This window comes from Nocardia sp. NPDC057455, from assembly GCF_042802775.1.
GTDB lineage: Bacteria > Actinomycetota > Actinomycetes > Mycobacteriales > Mycobacteriaceae > Nocardia.
The window spans coordinates 51,608-65,752 of record NZ_JBHVDM010000036.1; the positions used below are offsets into that span (position 1 = coordinate 51,608).

Sequence of the window (14,145 nt, forward strand, 5' to 3'; positions counted from 1 at the left end):
AACATGGCTGCGCATCCGGAACATGTGCCGATCGCGGTGATCGGGGCCGGGATAGCCGGGATAGGGCTGGCGGTATCGCTGCGCGAAGCGGGCATCGATGATTTCGTGCTGCTCGAGCGCGCGGACGATCTCGGCGGCACCTGGCGGGCGAACACCTATCCGGGCTGCGCCTGTGACGTGCCCTCGCACCTGTATTCGTACTCTTTCGCGCCGAATCCGGACTGGTCGCGCACCTACGGCACGCAGCAGGAGATCCTCGCCTACCTCGGGTCGGTCGCGAAACGCCATGACGTGGTGCGGCACATGCGGTTCGGCGTCGAGTTGCTCGAGGCGCGCTGGGACGACGCGGCCACGCTGTGGCGGCTGCGCACCAGTCGCGGTGACCTGACCGCGCGGGTGCTGGTTTCCGCGGTCGGGCCGTTCAGCGAGGCGCAGATCCCGCGGCTGCCCGGCGCGCAGACCTTCGAAGGGACGCAATTCCATTCGCTGCACTGGGATCACGGGCACGACCTCACCGGTGAGCGCGTCGCGGTGATCGGCACGGGCGCGTCCGCGGTGCAGTTCATCCCGGAGATCCAGCCTCTGGTGGGCAAGCTGACCGTGTTCCAGCGTTCGGCGCCGTGGATCGTGTCGCGACTGGATCGCCGCACCCTGGCCGCCGAACGCGCGCTGCTGCGCCGGGTCCCCGCGCTGGGCAAAGCGATCCGCGGCCTCCTCTACACCGGCATCGAAGGGTTCGGCCTGGTCGGCTTCGTGGACAAGCGGTTCCGGCATCCGTACGAGGCGTTGGGCAGACTCCAACTGCTGCGCCAGGTGCGGGATCCGCAGCTGCGTCGCAAACTCACCCCCGATTATGTGATCGGGTGTAAGCGGGCGATCTTCTCCGACGCCTACTATCCGGCCCTGACCAGGCCGAACGTTGAGGTGGTGACCGAGGGAATCCAGGAGATCCGCGCCCGGTCGATCGTCACCGCCGATGGCGCGGAGCACGCGGTGGACACGATCATCTGGGGCACCGGATTCGGCGTTCCCCCGGTGATTTTCGATCGGGTTCACGGGCTCGGCGGTCACTCGATCGGGGACCGGTACCGGGCGCGTCCGAGCAGCTATCTCGGTGCTGCCGTGGCGGGCTTCCCGAACTTCTTCTGCACGCTCGGGCCGTTCGGTGCGGCGGGCAATCAGTCCGCGATCTATATGATCGAGGCGCAGGTGCGCTATATCGTCGATGCCGTGACCACCATGCGTGCCCACGACATCCGGCGGATCGATGTACGCGAGGAGGTGCAGCGAGCCTTCCTCGACGAGGTGACCGAGCGCAGCCGCGACACCGCCTGGCTGACCGGCGGTTGCCGCAGCTACTACCAGACCGCCGACGGAGGCAACGCCGGTCTGTACCCCAACTGGAGTTTCGAGTACCGGCGGCGCACAAGCCGTTTCGATCCGGAGTCCTACCAGCTGCGGGCCGGGTGAGCGTCGTGGTCGTCGACCTGCTGCGTCAGCTGCTGTCCCCACCTGCCGAGCACCGGCTGGATGTGCGCGATCGGGTGGTGGTGATCACCGGCGCGGGTACCGGCATCGGCCGCGCGCTCGCCGAAAAGCTCTACGCCTCGGGCGCTTCGGTGGCGCTGATCGACATCGACCAGGCCGCCGCCGCTGCCGTCGGGCGCTCGATGGGGGAGCGCGCACTGGTCGTGCGCGCGGACGTCTCCGATCGAATCGGGATGCGCGAAGCCATCTCCCGGGTGCGCGAGCGTTTCGGCCGGATCGATGTGGTGGTGGCCAACGCGGGAGTGGTGCCCGAGCCCGCCACGATCCGGACGATGAGCCCCGGCGATTTCGATCGGGTCATCGGCATCAATGTGACCGGGGTGTTCAACACCGTACATCCCGCGCTGGAGGACATCGTCGCCACGAAAGGGCACGTGGTGGTGGTCTCCTCCGCCGCGGCGTTCGCGCCCGGCATGGCCGGTTCGCCCTACATGATCAGCAAAGCCGCGGTCGAGCAGTTCGGGCGGGCGTTGCGGGTCGAACTCGCCGCGGTCGGCGCGACCGCGGGTGTGGCGTACTTCGGCATCGTGGATACCGCGATGACCCATGGCACGCTCGACGAGGACGAGTTGGGCGCCGCCCTGGGCGCGTTACTGCCGTGGCCGCTCAGCCTGCGCATCACCGTGCGGGACGCGGCGGAATCCATCGCCGAAGGAATCGCCCGGCGTGCGGCGCGCACCATCGCGCCGCCGCAGTGGGAGCCCTACGCGTTGTTCCGCGGCGTGATCAATGTGGTGCTGGACAGCAGGCTGGCCCGGGACCCGCGCGTACACGAGCTGATCCATCGGGTCGAACAGCGCGTCGCCGACAGCGATCCCGTCACCCCGATACCGCGCTGACGCGCTCTGGGCCGGTCTACGGCGCGGCGGGGAAGATCGCGGGCAGCGTCAACGCGTACTCCACATCGGCTCGGGTGCCGATCGTCGTGAGCAGCACGCGGATCATCGTCAGGCGTGCCGCCGCGACGGTTTCCGCGTCCGGTTCGGCGCCGGGCGCGGTGCCCGCGGAGATCCGGTAGACCACGTACTCGCACAGGTGCAGTGCCGCGTCGAGATCGAGCGGGCTCGGCACCGGGCGGCGCAGCTCGGCGAACGTCTCGCGCACCAGTTCGCGGATGTCGTCGAGCGCGCGCTCGCGGTACACCGACACCGGCGAGCCAGGGTCGTGCAGCTCGGCGAACAGCGGCCGCAGCATGGGGCCGTGCCCGCGCGCCCAGTCCAAATAGGCGTCGATCAGCCGGATGCCCAGCTCGACCGGCTCGTCGGTGCCGGTCAACGCCGCGCGGATGCCGCCGACCAACCCCTCGTTGGAGCTGTCGAGCACCGCGAGCAGCGGTTCGTTCGCGTTGCCGAAGTAGCGGTAGAAGGTCGGCCTGGCCAGTCCCGCCTGCTCGATGATCTGCGCGACGCTCAACCCGCGGGAGCCGGTGCGGGTGAACACTTCCGCCGTCGCGAGCACGATCCGGGCGCGGACCTCCTCGGCCTGCTCCTGAGTCTGCGGCGGCCTTCCGCGCCGCGCGGCCGTCGGCTCAGCCGGCATAGTGCCGCCTCACAACGCGGCCCTCGGGATAACTGTGCGCCACGACGAACAGCTTGACACGAGGTGTGACATAGACATTAATCTAACACCACTGTTCATTTAATGGGACGCGTCCGGGGCGCGGTCCACCGTCCTCGAGAGGGCCGACCATGACGACCGCCTCCCAACCGGCCACCGCCGACGCGCTGTCCCCGTCACTGGTGCAGCCGTTGCTCGCGCACGCCGTCGCCGGGGGCGCACCCGCGGTCGAAGTGTTCGCGCCGGCGACCGGCGCGAAGATCGTCGATCTGCCGCAGTCCTCCGCCGATGACATCGAGACCGCGTTCGCCACCGCCCGCGAGGCGCAGCGCGAGTGGGCGCGACGACCGGTGCGGGAGCGGATCGCGGTGCTGCGCCGGTTCCACGACATCGTGCTGGCCGAGCAGGACACCATCCTGGACATCGTGCAGACCGAGGCCGGCAAGGCGCGAGCGCACGCCTTCGACGAGGTCGGCGACGTGGCCGTGAACGCCAGGTACTACGCCTCGGTGGCCGCCCGGCTGCTGGCCACGCGCAAACCGCGCGGGGTGCTGCCCGTGCTCACCCAGGTCGACGTTCGGCATCGGCCCAAGGGCGTGGTCGCGGTCATCTCGCCGTGGAACTACCCGCTGGCCCTGGCCGCCTCCGACGCGCTGCCCGCCCTGGTCGCGGGCAACGCGGTGGTGGCGCGCCCGGACAACCAGACCGCGCTCACCGCGCTGTGGGCCATCGACGCCGCCGTGCGCGCCGGACTGCCGCGCGGGCTCTGGCAGGCGGTGCTCGGCCGCGGTGCGGTGATCGGCGGTGAGGTGATCGCCCGTGCCGACTACGTCGACTACACCGGCTCCAGCGCGACCGGACGGACCATCGCCAAGCAGGCGGGTGAGCGGCTGATCGGCTACTCGCTCGAACTCGGCGGCAAGAACCCGCTGCTGGTGCTGGCAGACGCGGACGTCGCGCGCGCCGCCAAGATCGCCATCCGAGCATGCTTCGCCTCGGCGGGGCAGCTGTGCGAGTCGATGGAGCGGATCTACGTGCACGACAGCGTCTACGACCGCTTCGTCACCGAATTCGTCGGGCACGTCGAGGCCATCCGGCTCGGCGGCGGTCTGAACTATGACAGCGACATGGGATCGCTGACCTTCCAGCGCCAGCTCGACACGGTCGTCGCGCACGTGAACGACGCGGTCGCCAAGGGCGCCACCATCCTGGCGGGCGGTCGCGCGCGTCCGGACCTCGGACCGTACTTCTACGAGCCGACCGTCCTGGCCGGAGTGCGGCCGGGCATGACGGTCCACCGCGAGGAGACCTTCGGCCCCGTGGTCTCGATCTACCGCGTGGACAGTGACGACGAAGCCGTCGAACAGGCCAACGACACGGCCTACGGTCTCAACGCCAGCGTCTGGACCAAGGACACCGCCCGCGGCCGCGCGGTGGCGGCGCGGATCGTCGCGGGCTCGGTGAACGTCAACGAGGGCTTCATCGCCGCCTGGGGCAGCGCCGACGCGCCGTCCGGCGGGCTCGGCATCTCCGGCACCGGACGCAGGCACGGTCCGGAGGGCCTGCTCAAGTACATCGACACCCAGACCATCGCGGTGCAGCGAATGCTGCCGATCGCGCCGCTGCCCGGCATGTCCGAAGCGGTATGGGCCAAGACGATGACGCTGTACTTCGGCGTCATGAAAACGCTTCGGCAGAAATAACTCGCACGAGTGACGGATCAGGAAGCAGTACGGATGAAACTGGATACGGTGGCGGGCAAGAGGGTCCTGGTCACGGGAGCCGCGATGGGGCTGGGCAAGCTGTTCGCCGAGCGCGCGGTGCGCGAAGGTGCCGCGGCGGTGGTGCTGTGGGACATCAACGAGGCCGCACTGAAGGAGACCGCCGCCGAACTCACCGGCCGCGGCAGCGCCGTTCATCACCACGTGGTGGACGTGGCCTCGCCCGAGGCGATCACCGAGGCGGCGGCGAGCGTGCGCGAGCAGGTCGGCGGCATCGACATCCTGGTCAACAACGCGGGCATCGTGCGCGGCAACAGCTACTTCTGGGAAACACAGAACCGCGCCGACATCGACAAGACCATGGCGATCAACTCGCTCGCCCCGATGTATGTCACGCTCGAGTTCTTGCCCGCCATGGTCGCTGGAGCAACCGAGGCGCGGGTGCTCACCATCGCCTCCTCGGCGAGCCTGGTGTCCAACCCGCGCATGAGCGTGTACGCCGCGTCCAAGTGGGCGGCGCTGGGTTGGTCGGACTCGGTGCGCATCGAACTGGAACAGGCCGGCCACGAGCACGTGAAGATCACCACGGTCTGCCCGACCTACATCAACACCGGAATGTTCGAAGGCGCCAAGGGATTCCTGTTCACCCCGATCCTCGAACAGCACAAGGTGGTCGACACCTCGTGGCGCGAGATGAAGAACGGCACCCCGCTGATCGTGTTGCCGTGGACCTCGCGCCTGAACAAGGCGCTCTCCGGACTGCTGCCGATCAAGCTGCGTGACCTGTTCCTCGATACGGTCGGCGTCTACCACTCCATGGACGAGTTCACCGGCCGCAAGAAGTAACGCGCAGCGACGTCGGGTGAACTCCGAGGCCACACCGCTCGCATGGTGTCGGGCGCTTCCTCGACGGACCGGCGCGGTCGTCAGCGTGGACGGGTGCCGATGACCACGGTCGCGTAGTGCTCTTCGGATGCCGCGACCTGGCCCGCGAGACCCTTGTCCGCCAGGACGGCGAGTGCGATCGGCGCTTGGTCCTCGCTGGACTCCACGAGCAGATGCCCACCCGCAGACAGCCAACCGGCCGCCTCGGCCGCAACCCGGCGGAAGACGTCCAAGCCGTCCGGGCCGCCGTCGAGGGCAGTGCGCGGTTCGTGATCGCGGGCCTCCGGCGGCATCCGCGCGATCATCTCCGACGGGACGTACGGGGTGTTGCAGAGCAGGATGTCGATACAACCGCGCAATTCCTCGGGCAAAGGCTCGAACAGATCCCCTTCGTAGACCGGCGCGCCGAGCGGGGTGAGATTCCGGCGGGCGCATTCGACCGCGATCGGATCTATATCGGCGGCCGCCAGTGTGACCGGACGGCCTTCGTCGGCGGCAGTCCGCGCCGCCGCCAGTCCGAGCGCGCCGGAGCCGCAACACAGGTCGACCACCACCGGATGACCCGTCCGAGCGTGGATCAGCTCGACCGCTCGGTCGACGAGGAACGCGGTGCGCTGCCGGGGCACGAAGACACCGGGAGACACCGCCACCCGCAGCCCGTGGAACTCCGCCCAGCCGAGCAGGTGCTCCAGGGGGCTACCGGCGACGCGCTGGACGACGAGCGACTCCAGCGCCACGCCGGTCTCCGCGGCGGCGGCCGTGAGCAGCCGCGCCTCCTCCTCGGCGAACACGCAGCCCGCCGCCCGGAGCCGGGCGACCACATCGGAATTTCCGGCTGACCTCACCGGGACATCCTGCCGCGCTCACGCGGGATGCCGCCAACGGATTTTCCCGGTGATCGGGACCGGCGCGCTCGGGCGCGAGTCCCGATCGGCCGGAGTCAGCGTGCCGTGCTGAGCTGGAAGGTGCGGGTGGCGTCGAGGTAGATGCCGCGCTGCGCCGGTCTGCCGGGTGGCGGCAGCTGCGAGACCAATTGTTCGAGCGAGGTCGTCGCGCCGACGACCCGGGTGCCCGCGACGACGAAATCGGCGACGGCACGGCGGATGTGATTCGGTGAGGTGACCACGATCGCGCTCGTCGCACCGATATCTCGCAGCAGCCTCGTGCCGAACAGGGCGTTCTGCACGGTCGAGCCCGCACGGCTCTCCACATGGATGCGGGTCGGCGCTACACCGTGACCGACCAGCCAGTCACGCATGGCCTCGGCCTCGGTGATGCCGTTCTGTGGATTCCCGCCGGTGACGACGATCGGCGACAGCGGCGCGGTGATCGACTGCAACCATGCCGCGGTGAGCCGGTTCACCAGTTCCGGGCGCAGCGCACCATCCGGGAGCAGGCCGTAACCGAGTACGACGATGCCGGTCTGCGGCCCCGCCAGCGCGGGCAGCGGGTTGGGCAGGGTGCCCACCGCGGCGCGGATGGCGCCGAGCACGTTGTCGGTGCCCTGCGCCAAGCCGGGATCGACCACGTGCAACCGCGCCATGGCGTCCACGAGCGCGGGCAGGTCACCGGCGTAGTCGGACCAGATCGCCTGCAGGGCGAGCGCTTCGGCGTCGGCGGGATCGGCGCCGATCACAGTGCGCAGGTCGGCCCGGCCCGCGGCGTCGTCGCCGTTGGCGAAGTGGCGCTGGGCGGAGTTGTACAGGGCATCGATTTCCGGTGCGGCATTCGCGGGGACACCGGCCAGACCGGTGAGCGAGAACGCGGCGAACGACGCCGCGACGAGAAGTTTCCACTGCCTCGAGATCATCACTACAGTCGTCACCTTTCCGCTGTCGAACGGGTTGGCACGTGCTAGCAGTTAGCTGGGGCAAACAGGAAATACGATACGGGCGAAACCATCGGTCAACCGGCAATTTGTCAACGGGCTCCTCGATGTCGTCGGCGGTGTGCTTGCCGGGGGGTGAAACCGGGCGCTGGTCGTTTTCGAAGCGGGGATGGGCGGCGGCCTCCTCCTTGCTTCCACGGCGCCGCGAGCCGCGTGAATCGCGGTCGCTCGCTGGGGAAGTGTCGGCACGGGCCGGTCGTCTGCCATCGTCGGCGCCATCGGCTGTGCGGCTGGGTCGCTGCCTCCGTTCCTGGCGTGCCGTGGTCGGCGAGCCCGTCCGCCCGCTGGCGCCGCCCGACCTCGCAGCAGTCGGCAGACCCGGTCAGGTCACGTTCGCTGTGTGATTGCCTTGAGTTTGCGGGGTGCGAAGCGGGCTGGGGTGGAACGCGCCAGGCCGCGCCCGTTAGGCTGTGTCGACGTGGATACCGTTTCGCTGTCCGGCAAGGAACTCGCCGCCGCCATCAACGCCGACACCAAGGCCCGCGCCGCCGCGCTCACCGACGGCGGCGCCGCCCCGCGCCTTGCCCTCGTGGTGGCGAACGACGACCCGGCGAGCGCCTGGTATGTGAACTCGCTCCGCAAAGCGGCCGAGCGGCTCGGAATCGTCTGCGACACGGTCGATCTCGGATCCGAGGCGAGCGCTGCGGAGATCCGCGCCGAGCTGACCGCGCGGGGTGCGGACTCGACGACCGACGCGATCATGCTGCAGACGCCCCTCCCCGCGGGTGTCACGCTCGACGATGTGAGTTCCGCGATCGTCGCGGCCAAGGACGTCGACGGCGTCAGCCCGCTGTCGCTCGGCCTGCTGGCGGCCGGGCTGGCCGGTTTCGTCCCAGCCACCTCCGAGGCCGTGGTCGAACTGCTCGAACACCACGAGATCCCGCTGACCGGGCGCCATGTCGCGGTCGTCGGCCGCTCGAACGTCGTCGGGAAGCCGCTCGCCCAGCTGCTGCTGGCGAAAGACGCGACCGTCACGGTGTGCCATTCCCGCACCGCCGACCTCGCGGCCGTCACCGCCACCGCCGACGTCGTCGTCGCCGCGGCGGGCCGCATCGGCCTGATCGCCGGCGAGCACGTGCGGGAGGGCGCGGTGGTGATCGATGTCGGCACCAACGAGGCTCCCGACGGGAAGATCGTCGGCGATGTCGACGCCGGTTCGGTGCGCGGCAAGGCCGCCGGGCTCAGCCCCGTCCCCGGCGGCGTCGGCCCGGTCACCACGGCCCTGCTCATGCGCCACGTCGTCACCGCCGCTGAATCCGAGCGACCGAGCGGCTCTGCGTGAAGCGCCGCCTCACCCCCGGGCGATGGCGCTGATGAGCGTGCGGTTGCCGTCCTTGGTGGTGGTGACCACCTGCGGGTTGTAGGTGACCGGCTGCTGCCCGGGCCGATGTTCGGTGACCACCACGGTGTACTGGCCGGCGAACGCGCCGGGGGTGATCGCCACGCAGTGAGTGGTGCCGGCGGGGATGCTGTCGATGCCGCGCTGGATGGCGTCGGCGGCCTGGACCGCGGCGTCGGCAGTGGTGGTGGCGCGGACCTGCTCGCCGGACCGGTCCACGTAATAGGCGTGCTGGAAGGCGAAGATCACCGCGGGACCGGATTCGAAACTGCCCACGCCATTGCCCTGGATCCGGTTGCCGACCCGCTCGGCGGGGCACTGTGCGACCGGCGCCGCGGGAGCGTCGGCCTCGGCGGACGGGACCGGTGTCGCGGCCTGCCGGTCGGAGCCGCCGGTACCGAACTGTAGGAAGGCCGCGGCACCGAGCGCGGCGACGCCGAGCGTGCCGAGCAGTGGCACCGCCCACCGTCGCGTCTGGCGTGGCGCGGGGGAGCGGTCGATCAGTCCCGCGAATTGATCCTCGTACTCGTCTGGACCTGGCTCCGGCGTGTGCGCGGGTTCGGATGGCTGCGCCTCGGCCGGTAGCCGATCCACCCATGTGGACCACTCACCGCGGTACTCCTCGCCGGCCGGCGCCTGCCCCCCGGCGCCGTACGGATTCCCCCGGTCGTAGCCGGGTCGCGCGCTCATCTCCGGTCGATCCATCGCCCCGCCCTTCATCAGGTCCCCGTCAGATTAACCGCATCGCCACGACGCGGGAACGCCCTGCCGCGTTCACAATTGAGCCGTCGCGCCTATCGGAGGATACCGGCGGGTCTTCCGCGCGGCTCCAGGCGGCCGGTGCGCGGCTGTCACTTCAGCCGAGCCGGCCATTCGTGCTCGGGCGGGGTGTGACAAAGCTCGAGCGCCTCAGAGGTCTCGGAACTCCGCTTCTTCGGTGCCATGCGGCGGTGAGACCGGAAACTCGCGCAACATTGCCCTCCCCTCGGGTATGCCTCTCGACGCTACCCGGAGGAGGGCGCCGCTCACCAGTGCGTGACGACCGGGTCGCCGACACCGATCGTGTGATAGACCCATTCGGCGTCATCGCGAGAGAGGTTGATGCAGCCGTGGCTGACGTTCGCATAACCCTGCTGGTCCACCGACCACGGAGCCGAGTGGATGAAAACACCACCCCACGTCAGTCTTTCGGCGAACTCGCCGTTGATGATGTAGCCCTCCGGCGAACTCAGGGGAATGCCGATGGTGCGGGAGTCGAACACGACGGAACGGAACTTCTCCAGCACCGGCCAGGTGCCGGTCGGCGTTTCATACCCCGGCTTGCCCATCGAAGCGGGCATCGTCCGGACGACCGTGCCACCGACGGTGACCGTGAACGTGTGCGCCGACATGTTCGCCTCGCCGAAAACGCCTGCGTTCGTGCGGAATTCCGTGCGCGCGCCACCAACCGAGACGAGGACGGTGGCGTCGGCGGGAAGGAACCCGCTCGGCGTCCACACCGCTTCGCGATCGTCGGTCCACGCGAATGTGCCCGGCAACGGCCGGGTCGTTCTGATGTCGATGAATTGTTCCGTCTTCGCGCGATCGGTGACAGGTGCGGCGAAACGAATGGTCACCGGATGAGCCACGCCCACCACCTGGCCGTTCGAGGGTCCGATCGCCGCCACCGGAGGCGTCGGCGGCACGATCGTCATCGCTGCCGCCGCCCCCGACCCGAACGCGGCCAGTGCCACGATCACGGTCGCGAGGAACAGGTACCGAATGGCGCTCCTCATGGCGTCCACCCCTTCGAGATGGTGTGGTAGGCAAGGAACATCTTAGGCCCCCATGATCAACTCGGCCACGGATAGAACCGGTCCATGGTCCGGTTGTGATCGGGGGCAGGCCCACCAATGACCGCGTACCCCGCCGGGTGCGATCGAAACGGCAGTGAGTCGCTCGGGTCATGCGGCGGCCGGGGCGCCGCCGATCCGTCAGCGCGTGAGTCCGCGTGGCAACGGTTCCGGTTCGGCCGCGGCTCGCATGTCGAATTCGGCTCGCGCGGCGAGGATTCGGTCCTGATGTTCGACGGCCCAGACGCCCATGGCGTGACTGATCGCGCCGATGCTCGCACCGAGTTCGGTGAGCGAGTACTCCACGCGGGGCGGCACCGTGGGGTAGACCGCCCGGCGCACCAGGCCCTCCCGCTCCAGGTTGCGCAGGGTTCGGGTGAGCATCTTCTGGGTGATGCCGTCGAGGCGGCGGCGCAGTTCGTTGAAGCGGATCGGCCCGGCGTGGGAGCGCAGGACGCTCAGCACCAGCATCACCCACTTGTCGGCGAGGACGGCCAGCACTTCCCGCGCGGGGCAGTGATGCAGGTAGCTTTCGACCAGGCTGCCGGTCGCCGCCCGGTCGCATGCGGTATCCATGGGGAACCTCGGTATCAAGAAGGTGCCTTCTTTCCGAAAGGTACCAGGTAGCCACAGAATCAGTACATGCTCGCAATCACGCAGTACGCGTTCGGTGGCCCGGAAGTGCTCGAGGTGGTCGAGGTGGAGCGGCCGCGGCCCGGCCCGGGGGAGGTGCTGATACGGGTCGCCGCGACCAGCGTCAACGCAGCCGATTGGAAAGTGCGCGCCGGACTGATCCAGTTCGGCGATCCACCGCTGACGCTGGGACTCGATGTGTCGGGTGTCGTCGAGGAGCTCGGTGCCGGAGTGGACCGGTTCGCGATCGGCGCTCCGGTGTACGGCATGGTGTTCGGCGGAGCGAACGCGGAATACGTGGTGGCGCAAGCGCACACGCTGGCACCGACGCCGAGGGGCGTCGACCTGGTACACGCGGCGGCACTGCCGACCGCAGCGCTGACCGCTTGGCAAGCGCTGGCCGCGCTCGGTGCCGGGCAGCGCGTGCTGGTGCACGCGGCCGCGGGCGGCGTCGGGCATCTGGCGGTGCAGATCGCGCGATATCGCGGAGCGCACGTGATCGGCACCGCCCGCGCGGTCAACCACGAGTACCTACGCGGGCTCGGCGCCGACGAGGTGATCGACTACACCGCGGTCGATTTCGGCGCCGCGGTGCGCGACGTCGACATCGTGCTCGACCTGGTCGGCGGCGCGTACGGATCCCGCTCCGTTCCGCTGCTGCGTCCCGACGGCAGGTTGATCGACACCCAAAGTTCGGACGCGGAAGACGACCCGCGTTACGAGCGGTTCTATGTCGAACCGTCGGCGGTATCACTGCGCGAGATCACCACGATGGTCGAGCGCGGTCATCTACGTGCGACGATCGACCAGGTGCTGCCGCTCTCGGACGCCGCGAAGGCACACGAACTCGGCGAATCGGGGCGGGTGCGCGGCAAGGTCGTGCTGGTCGCCTGGGATCCGCCTGCCTGAACGGCCGTTCTCGCGCGGCCGGAGCGATCGCGCCGCTATCGGCGGACGGCGTGCACGACGTCGGCGTGCAGGGCGTCCGCCCGCGCGGTGAGTTCCTCGATCCGCACCAGGACCGCGGCGAACCGGTCACCCTCGGCGGCGGGCAGCGACGCCACGTTGATCTCGATGTTGAGCTGGGAAGTGGTCGCGGCGGCGCGGCAGGCGTCGGCCGCCGCGCCGATGTCGGTGACGACGTTCGGATTCCCGATCGGGAGCAGCTCCGCGGCCAGCGACAGCACCTCGTCCGCCTCGTCGACGACCGCGGCGGGCACGCGGGCGGCCTCGATCAGTGCGGCATTGATCGCGGCGGTGCGGGCGGCGAGGTCCTCCGGAGTGTCCTTGGGCAGCTTGTAGGCGGCGCCGACGGCCGTGAACGCGGCGGCGTCGGCGGCGGCCAGCGCGAGAGCGCGCTCCCGGGCCGCGTCGGCGGCTTCGATGATCCGATCGATCACCGGCCGGTTCTCGGCATCCTTGGCGCGGGTGGTGTAGCGCGCGACCATCGCGACGAGTGCCGCGCCCTGCGCGGCGTGCAATGCGGCCACCGCGCCGCCGCCCGGTGCGGGAATCTTGGCGGCCAGATCGCCCAGGTACTGCGCGAGAGTGACCTCGCCGGAGGACGGCGCAGTTTCCGTGGACGACGAGCTGGGCTGCGACACGTGCGTATTGCCTTTCGTTCTACGGCGAGGACGGACTACGAGAGGACGGACTACGAGTAGACGCTACCCCGTGGCGCCGCTGCTTCGGTCGTGACCACGCCTTGCCGGGCTCGCACCCGGCCGGTGCGCGCTCGGGACGTACCCGCCGTTATGTTGAGTGTCATGCGGATCGGATTGAGCATCAACTACTCGGGGGGCTTCAAGGAGGCGGCGGCCGAAGTCGCCGACCTCGAGCGGGCGGGCCTGGACATCGTGTTCGTGCCCGAGGCGTACTCGTTCGACGCGGTGAGCGCGCTCGGCTACCTGGCCGCCAAGACCACCACCCTGCAGCTGGCCTCCGGCATCCTGCAGCTCTACACGCGCACCCCGAGCCTGACCGCGATGACCGCGGCGGGCCTGGACTTCGTCTCCGACGGACGCTACGTGCTCGGGCTGGGCGCGTCGGGTCCGCAGGTGATCGAGGGCTTCCACGGCGTGCCCTACGACGCGCCGATCGGCCGCACCCGCGAACTGGTGGAGATCTGCCGGAAGGTCTGGCGGCGGGAGCGCCTGGAATATCAGGGCAAGTACTACCAGATCCCGCTGCCTGCCGACCGGGGCACCGGCCTCGGCAAGCCGCTCAAGCTGATCAACCACCCGGTGCGCGAGCGCATCCCGGTGCTGCTGGCCGCGCTCGGCCCGAAGAACGTGGAACTGGCCGCCGAGATCGCCGAGGGCTGGCAGCCGATCTTCTTCCTGCCGGAGAAGGCGAAGGAGGTGTGGGCGGACTCGCTCACCGCGGGTCTCGCCAAACGCGATCCGGTCCTCGGTGACCTGGACGTGTACGCAGGCCCGGCGCTGGCCATCGGGGACAACGTCGAACCGCTGCTGGAGTTCGTGAAGCCGCATCTGGCGCTCTACATCGGCGGCATGGGCGCCAAGGGCAAGAACTTCTATCACACCCTGGCCACGAAATACGGCTACGGCGCCGAGGCCGACCGCATCCAGGAGCTGTACCTGGCGGGGGAGAAGGAGGCCGCGGCCAAGACGGTCCCGGACCAGCTGGTCCGGGACATCTCCCTGGTCGGTTCGGCCGGCTATGTCAAAGAACGGGTCGCGGCCTTCAAGGAGGCGGGCGTCACGGTCTTGAACGTGGTCC

The 14,145-nt window shown here is 69.5% G+C and carries 14 protein-coding genes; 7 read left to right on the top strand and 7 right to left on the bottom strand.

Annotated elements, in window-relative coordinates; all coding sequences use genetic code 11:
* The first annotated feature begins 3 nt into the window (after positions 1 to 3).
* Both ACFU5M_RS16920 and ACFU5M_RS16925 read left to right on the top strand, forming a co-directional pair.
* Positions 4 to 1,470: a flavin-containing monooxygenase gene (locus ACFU5M_RS16920; RefSeq protein ID WP_379049753.1), complete on the top strand. Its 1,467-nt coding sequence runs from the start codon at positions 4 to 6 to the stop codon at positions 1,468 to 1,470.
* 5 nt (positions 1,471 to 1,475) lie between these two features.
* Complete coding sequence (locus tag ACFU5M_RS16925) at positions 1,476 to 2,387, top strand: short-chain dehydrogenase/reductase (protein WP_379049789.1); 912 nt, start codon at positions 1,476 to 1,478, stop codon at positions 2,385 to 2,387.
* Positions 2,388 to 2,403: 16 nt separating this feature from the next.
* Here ACFU5M_RS16925 and ACFU5M_RS16930 read toward each other — a convergent pair whose 3' ends face one another.
* Positions 2,404 to 3,087, bottom strand: a complete 684-nt coding sequence (locus ACFU5M_RS16930; RefSeq protein ID WP_379049756.1) for a TetR/AcrR family transcriptional regulator — start codon at positions 3,085 to 3,087, stop codon at positions 2,404 to 2,406.
* A 149-nt stretch (positions 3,088 to 3,236) separates the two neighbouring features.
* Between ACFU5M_RS16930 and ACFU5M_RS16935 the strand changes: the two genes are divergently transcribed.
* On the top strand, positions 3,237 to 4,808 hold the full coding sequence (locus tag ACFU5M_RS16935) for a succinic semialdehyde dehydrogenase (protein WP_379049759.1): 1,572 nt from the start codon (positions 3,237 to 3,239) through the stop codon (positions 4,806 to 4,808).
* A 33-nt stretch (positions 4,809 to 4,841) separates the two neighbouring features.
* Positions 4,842 to 5,672 (top strand): SDR family NAD(P)-dependent oxidoreductase, encoded by an 831-nt coding sequence (locus ACFU5M_RS16940; RefSeq protein WP_379049760.1) that lies wholly within the window; start codon positions 4,842 to 4,844, stop codon positions 5,670 to 5,672.
* 80 nt (positions 5,673 to 5,752) lie between these two features.
* On the opposite strand, the gene ACFU5M_RS16945 is transcribed toward ACFU5M_RS16940, so the two are convergent.
* A complete protein-coding gene (locus ACFU5M_RS16945) occupies positions 5,753 to 6,556 on the bottom strand; it encodes a putative protein N(5)-glutamine methyltransferase (RefSeq protein ID WP_379049762.1) in 804 nt (267 codons plus the stop codon).
* A gap of 95 nt (positions 6,557 to 6,651) precedes the next feature.
* Positions 6,652 to 7,521 carry a YdcF family protein gene (locus ACFU5M_RS16950; protein WP_379049792.1) on the bottom strand — a complete coding sequence of 290 codons (870 nt, stop codon included), beginning with the start codon at positions 7,519 to 7,521 and terminating at the stop codon, positions 6,652 to 6,654.
* Between the two features lie 496 nt (positions 7,522 to 8,017).
* On the opposite strand from ACFU5M_RS16950, the gene ACFU5M_RS16955 reads away from it, so the two are divergent.
* Positions 8,018 to 8,881 (top strand): bifunctional 5,10-methylenetetrahydrofolate dehydrogenase/5,10-methenyltetrahydrofolate cyclohydrolase, encoded by an 864-nt coding sequence (locus ACFU5M_RS16955; protein WP_379049764.1) that lies wholly within the window; start codon positions 8,018 to 8,020, stop codon positions 8,879 to 8,881.
* A gap of 9 nt (positions 8,882 to 8,890) precedes the next feature.
* On the opposite strand, the gene ACFU5M_RS16960 is transcribed toward ACFU5M_RS16955, so the two are convergent.
* The 3 genes from ACFU5M_RS16960 to ACFU5M_RS16970 form a co-directional block, all read right to left on the bottom strand.
* Entirely contained in the window at positions 8,891 to 9,628 is a 738-nt protein-coding gene (locus ACFU5M_RS16960; protein WP_379049767.1) for a hypothetical protein, read from the bottom strand.
* Between the two features lie 335 nt (positions 9,629 to 9,963).
* Positions 9,964 to 10,713, bottom strand: coding sequence for a L,D-transpeptidase family protein (locus ACFU5M_RS16965; RefSeq protein WP_379049769.1), 750 nt, complete (start codon positions 10,711 to 10,713; stop codon positions 9,964 to 9,966).
* Positions 10,714 to 10,911: 198 nt separating this feature from the next.
* On the bottom strand, positions 10,912 to 11,346 hold the full coding sequence (locus ACFU5M_RS16970) for a winged helix-turn-helix transcriptional regulator (protein WP_379049771.1): 435 nt from the start codon (positions 11,344 to 11,346) through the stop codon (positions 10,912 to 10,914).
* Between the two features lie 66 nt (positions 11,347 to 11,412).
* On the opposite strand from ACFU5M_RS16970, the gene ACFU5M_RS16975 reads away from it, so the two are divergent.
* Positions 11,413 to 12,312 (top strand): NADP-dependent oxidoreductase, encoded by a 900-nt coding sequence (locus ACFU5M_RS16975; protein WP_379049774.1) that lies wholly within the window; start codon positions 11,413 to 11,415, stop codon positions 12,310 to 12,312.
* Between the two features lie 35 nt (positions 12,313 to 12,347).
* Here the strand turns inward: ACFU5M_RS16975 and ACFU5M_RS16980 are convergent, their stop codons facing one another.
* Entirely contained in the window at positions 12,348 to 13,007 is a 660-nt protein-coding gene (locus ACFU5M_RS16980) for a cyclodeaminase/cyclohydrolase family protein (protein WP_379049776.1), read from the bottom strand.
* A gap of 162 nt (positions 13,008 to 13,169) precedes the next feature.
* Between ACFU5M_RS16980 and ACFU5M_RS16985 the strand changes: the two genes are divergently transcribed.
* The coding region (locus ACFU5M_RS16985; RefSeq protein ID WP_379049779.1) for an LLM class F420-dependent oxidoreductase at positions 13,170 to 14,145 on the top strand (976 nt) is incomplete at its 3' end.

Coding starts and splice junctions, on each gene's coding strand:
- ACFU5M_RS16940 (WP_379049760.1), top strand. CDS start 4,842: ATGAAACTGGATACGGTGGCGGGCAAGAGGGTCCTGGTCACGGGAGCC.
- ACFU5M_RS16935 (WP_379049759.1), top strand. CDS start 3,237: ATGACGACCGCCTCCCAACCGGCCACCGCCGACGCGCTGTCCCCGTCA.
- ACFU5M_RS16975 (WP_379049774.1), top strand. CDS start 11,413: ATGCTCGCAATCACGCAGTACGCGTTCGGTGGCCCGGAAGTGCTCGAG.
- ACFU5M_RS16930 (WP_379049756.1), bottom strand. CDS start 3,087: ATGCCGGCTGAGCCGACGGCCGCGCGGCGCGGAAGGCCGCCGCAGACT.
- ACFU5M_RS16960 (WP_379049767.1), bottom strand. CDS start 9,628: ATGAGCGCGCGACCCGGCTACGACCGGGGGAATCCGTACGGCGCCGGG.
- ACFU5M_RS16970 (WP_379049771.1), bottom strand. CDS start 11,346: ATGGATACCGCATGCGACCGGGCGGCGACCGGCAGCCTGGTCGAAAGC.
- ACFU5M_RS16965 (WP_379049769.1), bottom strand. CDS start 10,713: ATGAGGAGCGCCATTCGGTACCTGTTCCTCGCGACCGTGATCGTGGCA.
- ACFU5M_RS16950 (WP_379049792.1), bottom strand. CDS start 7,521: ATGATCTCGAGGCAGTGGAAACTTCTCGTCGCGGCGTCGTTCGCCGCG.
- ACFU5M_RS16920 (WP_379049753.1), top strand. CDS start 4: ATGGCTGCGCATCCGGAACATGTGCCGATCGCGGTGATCGGGGCCGGG.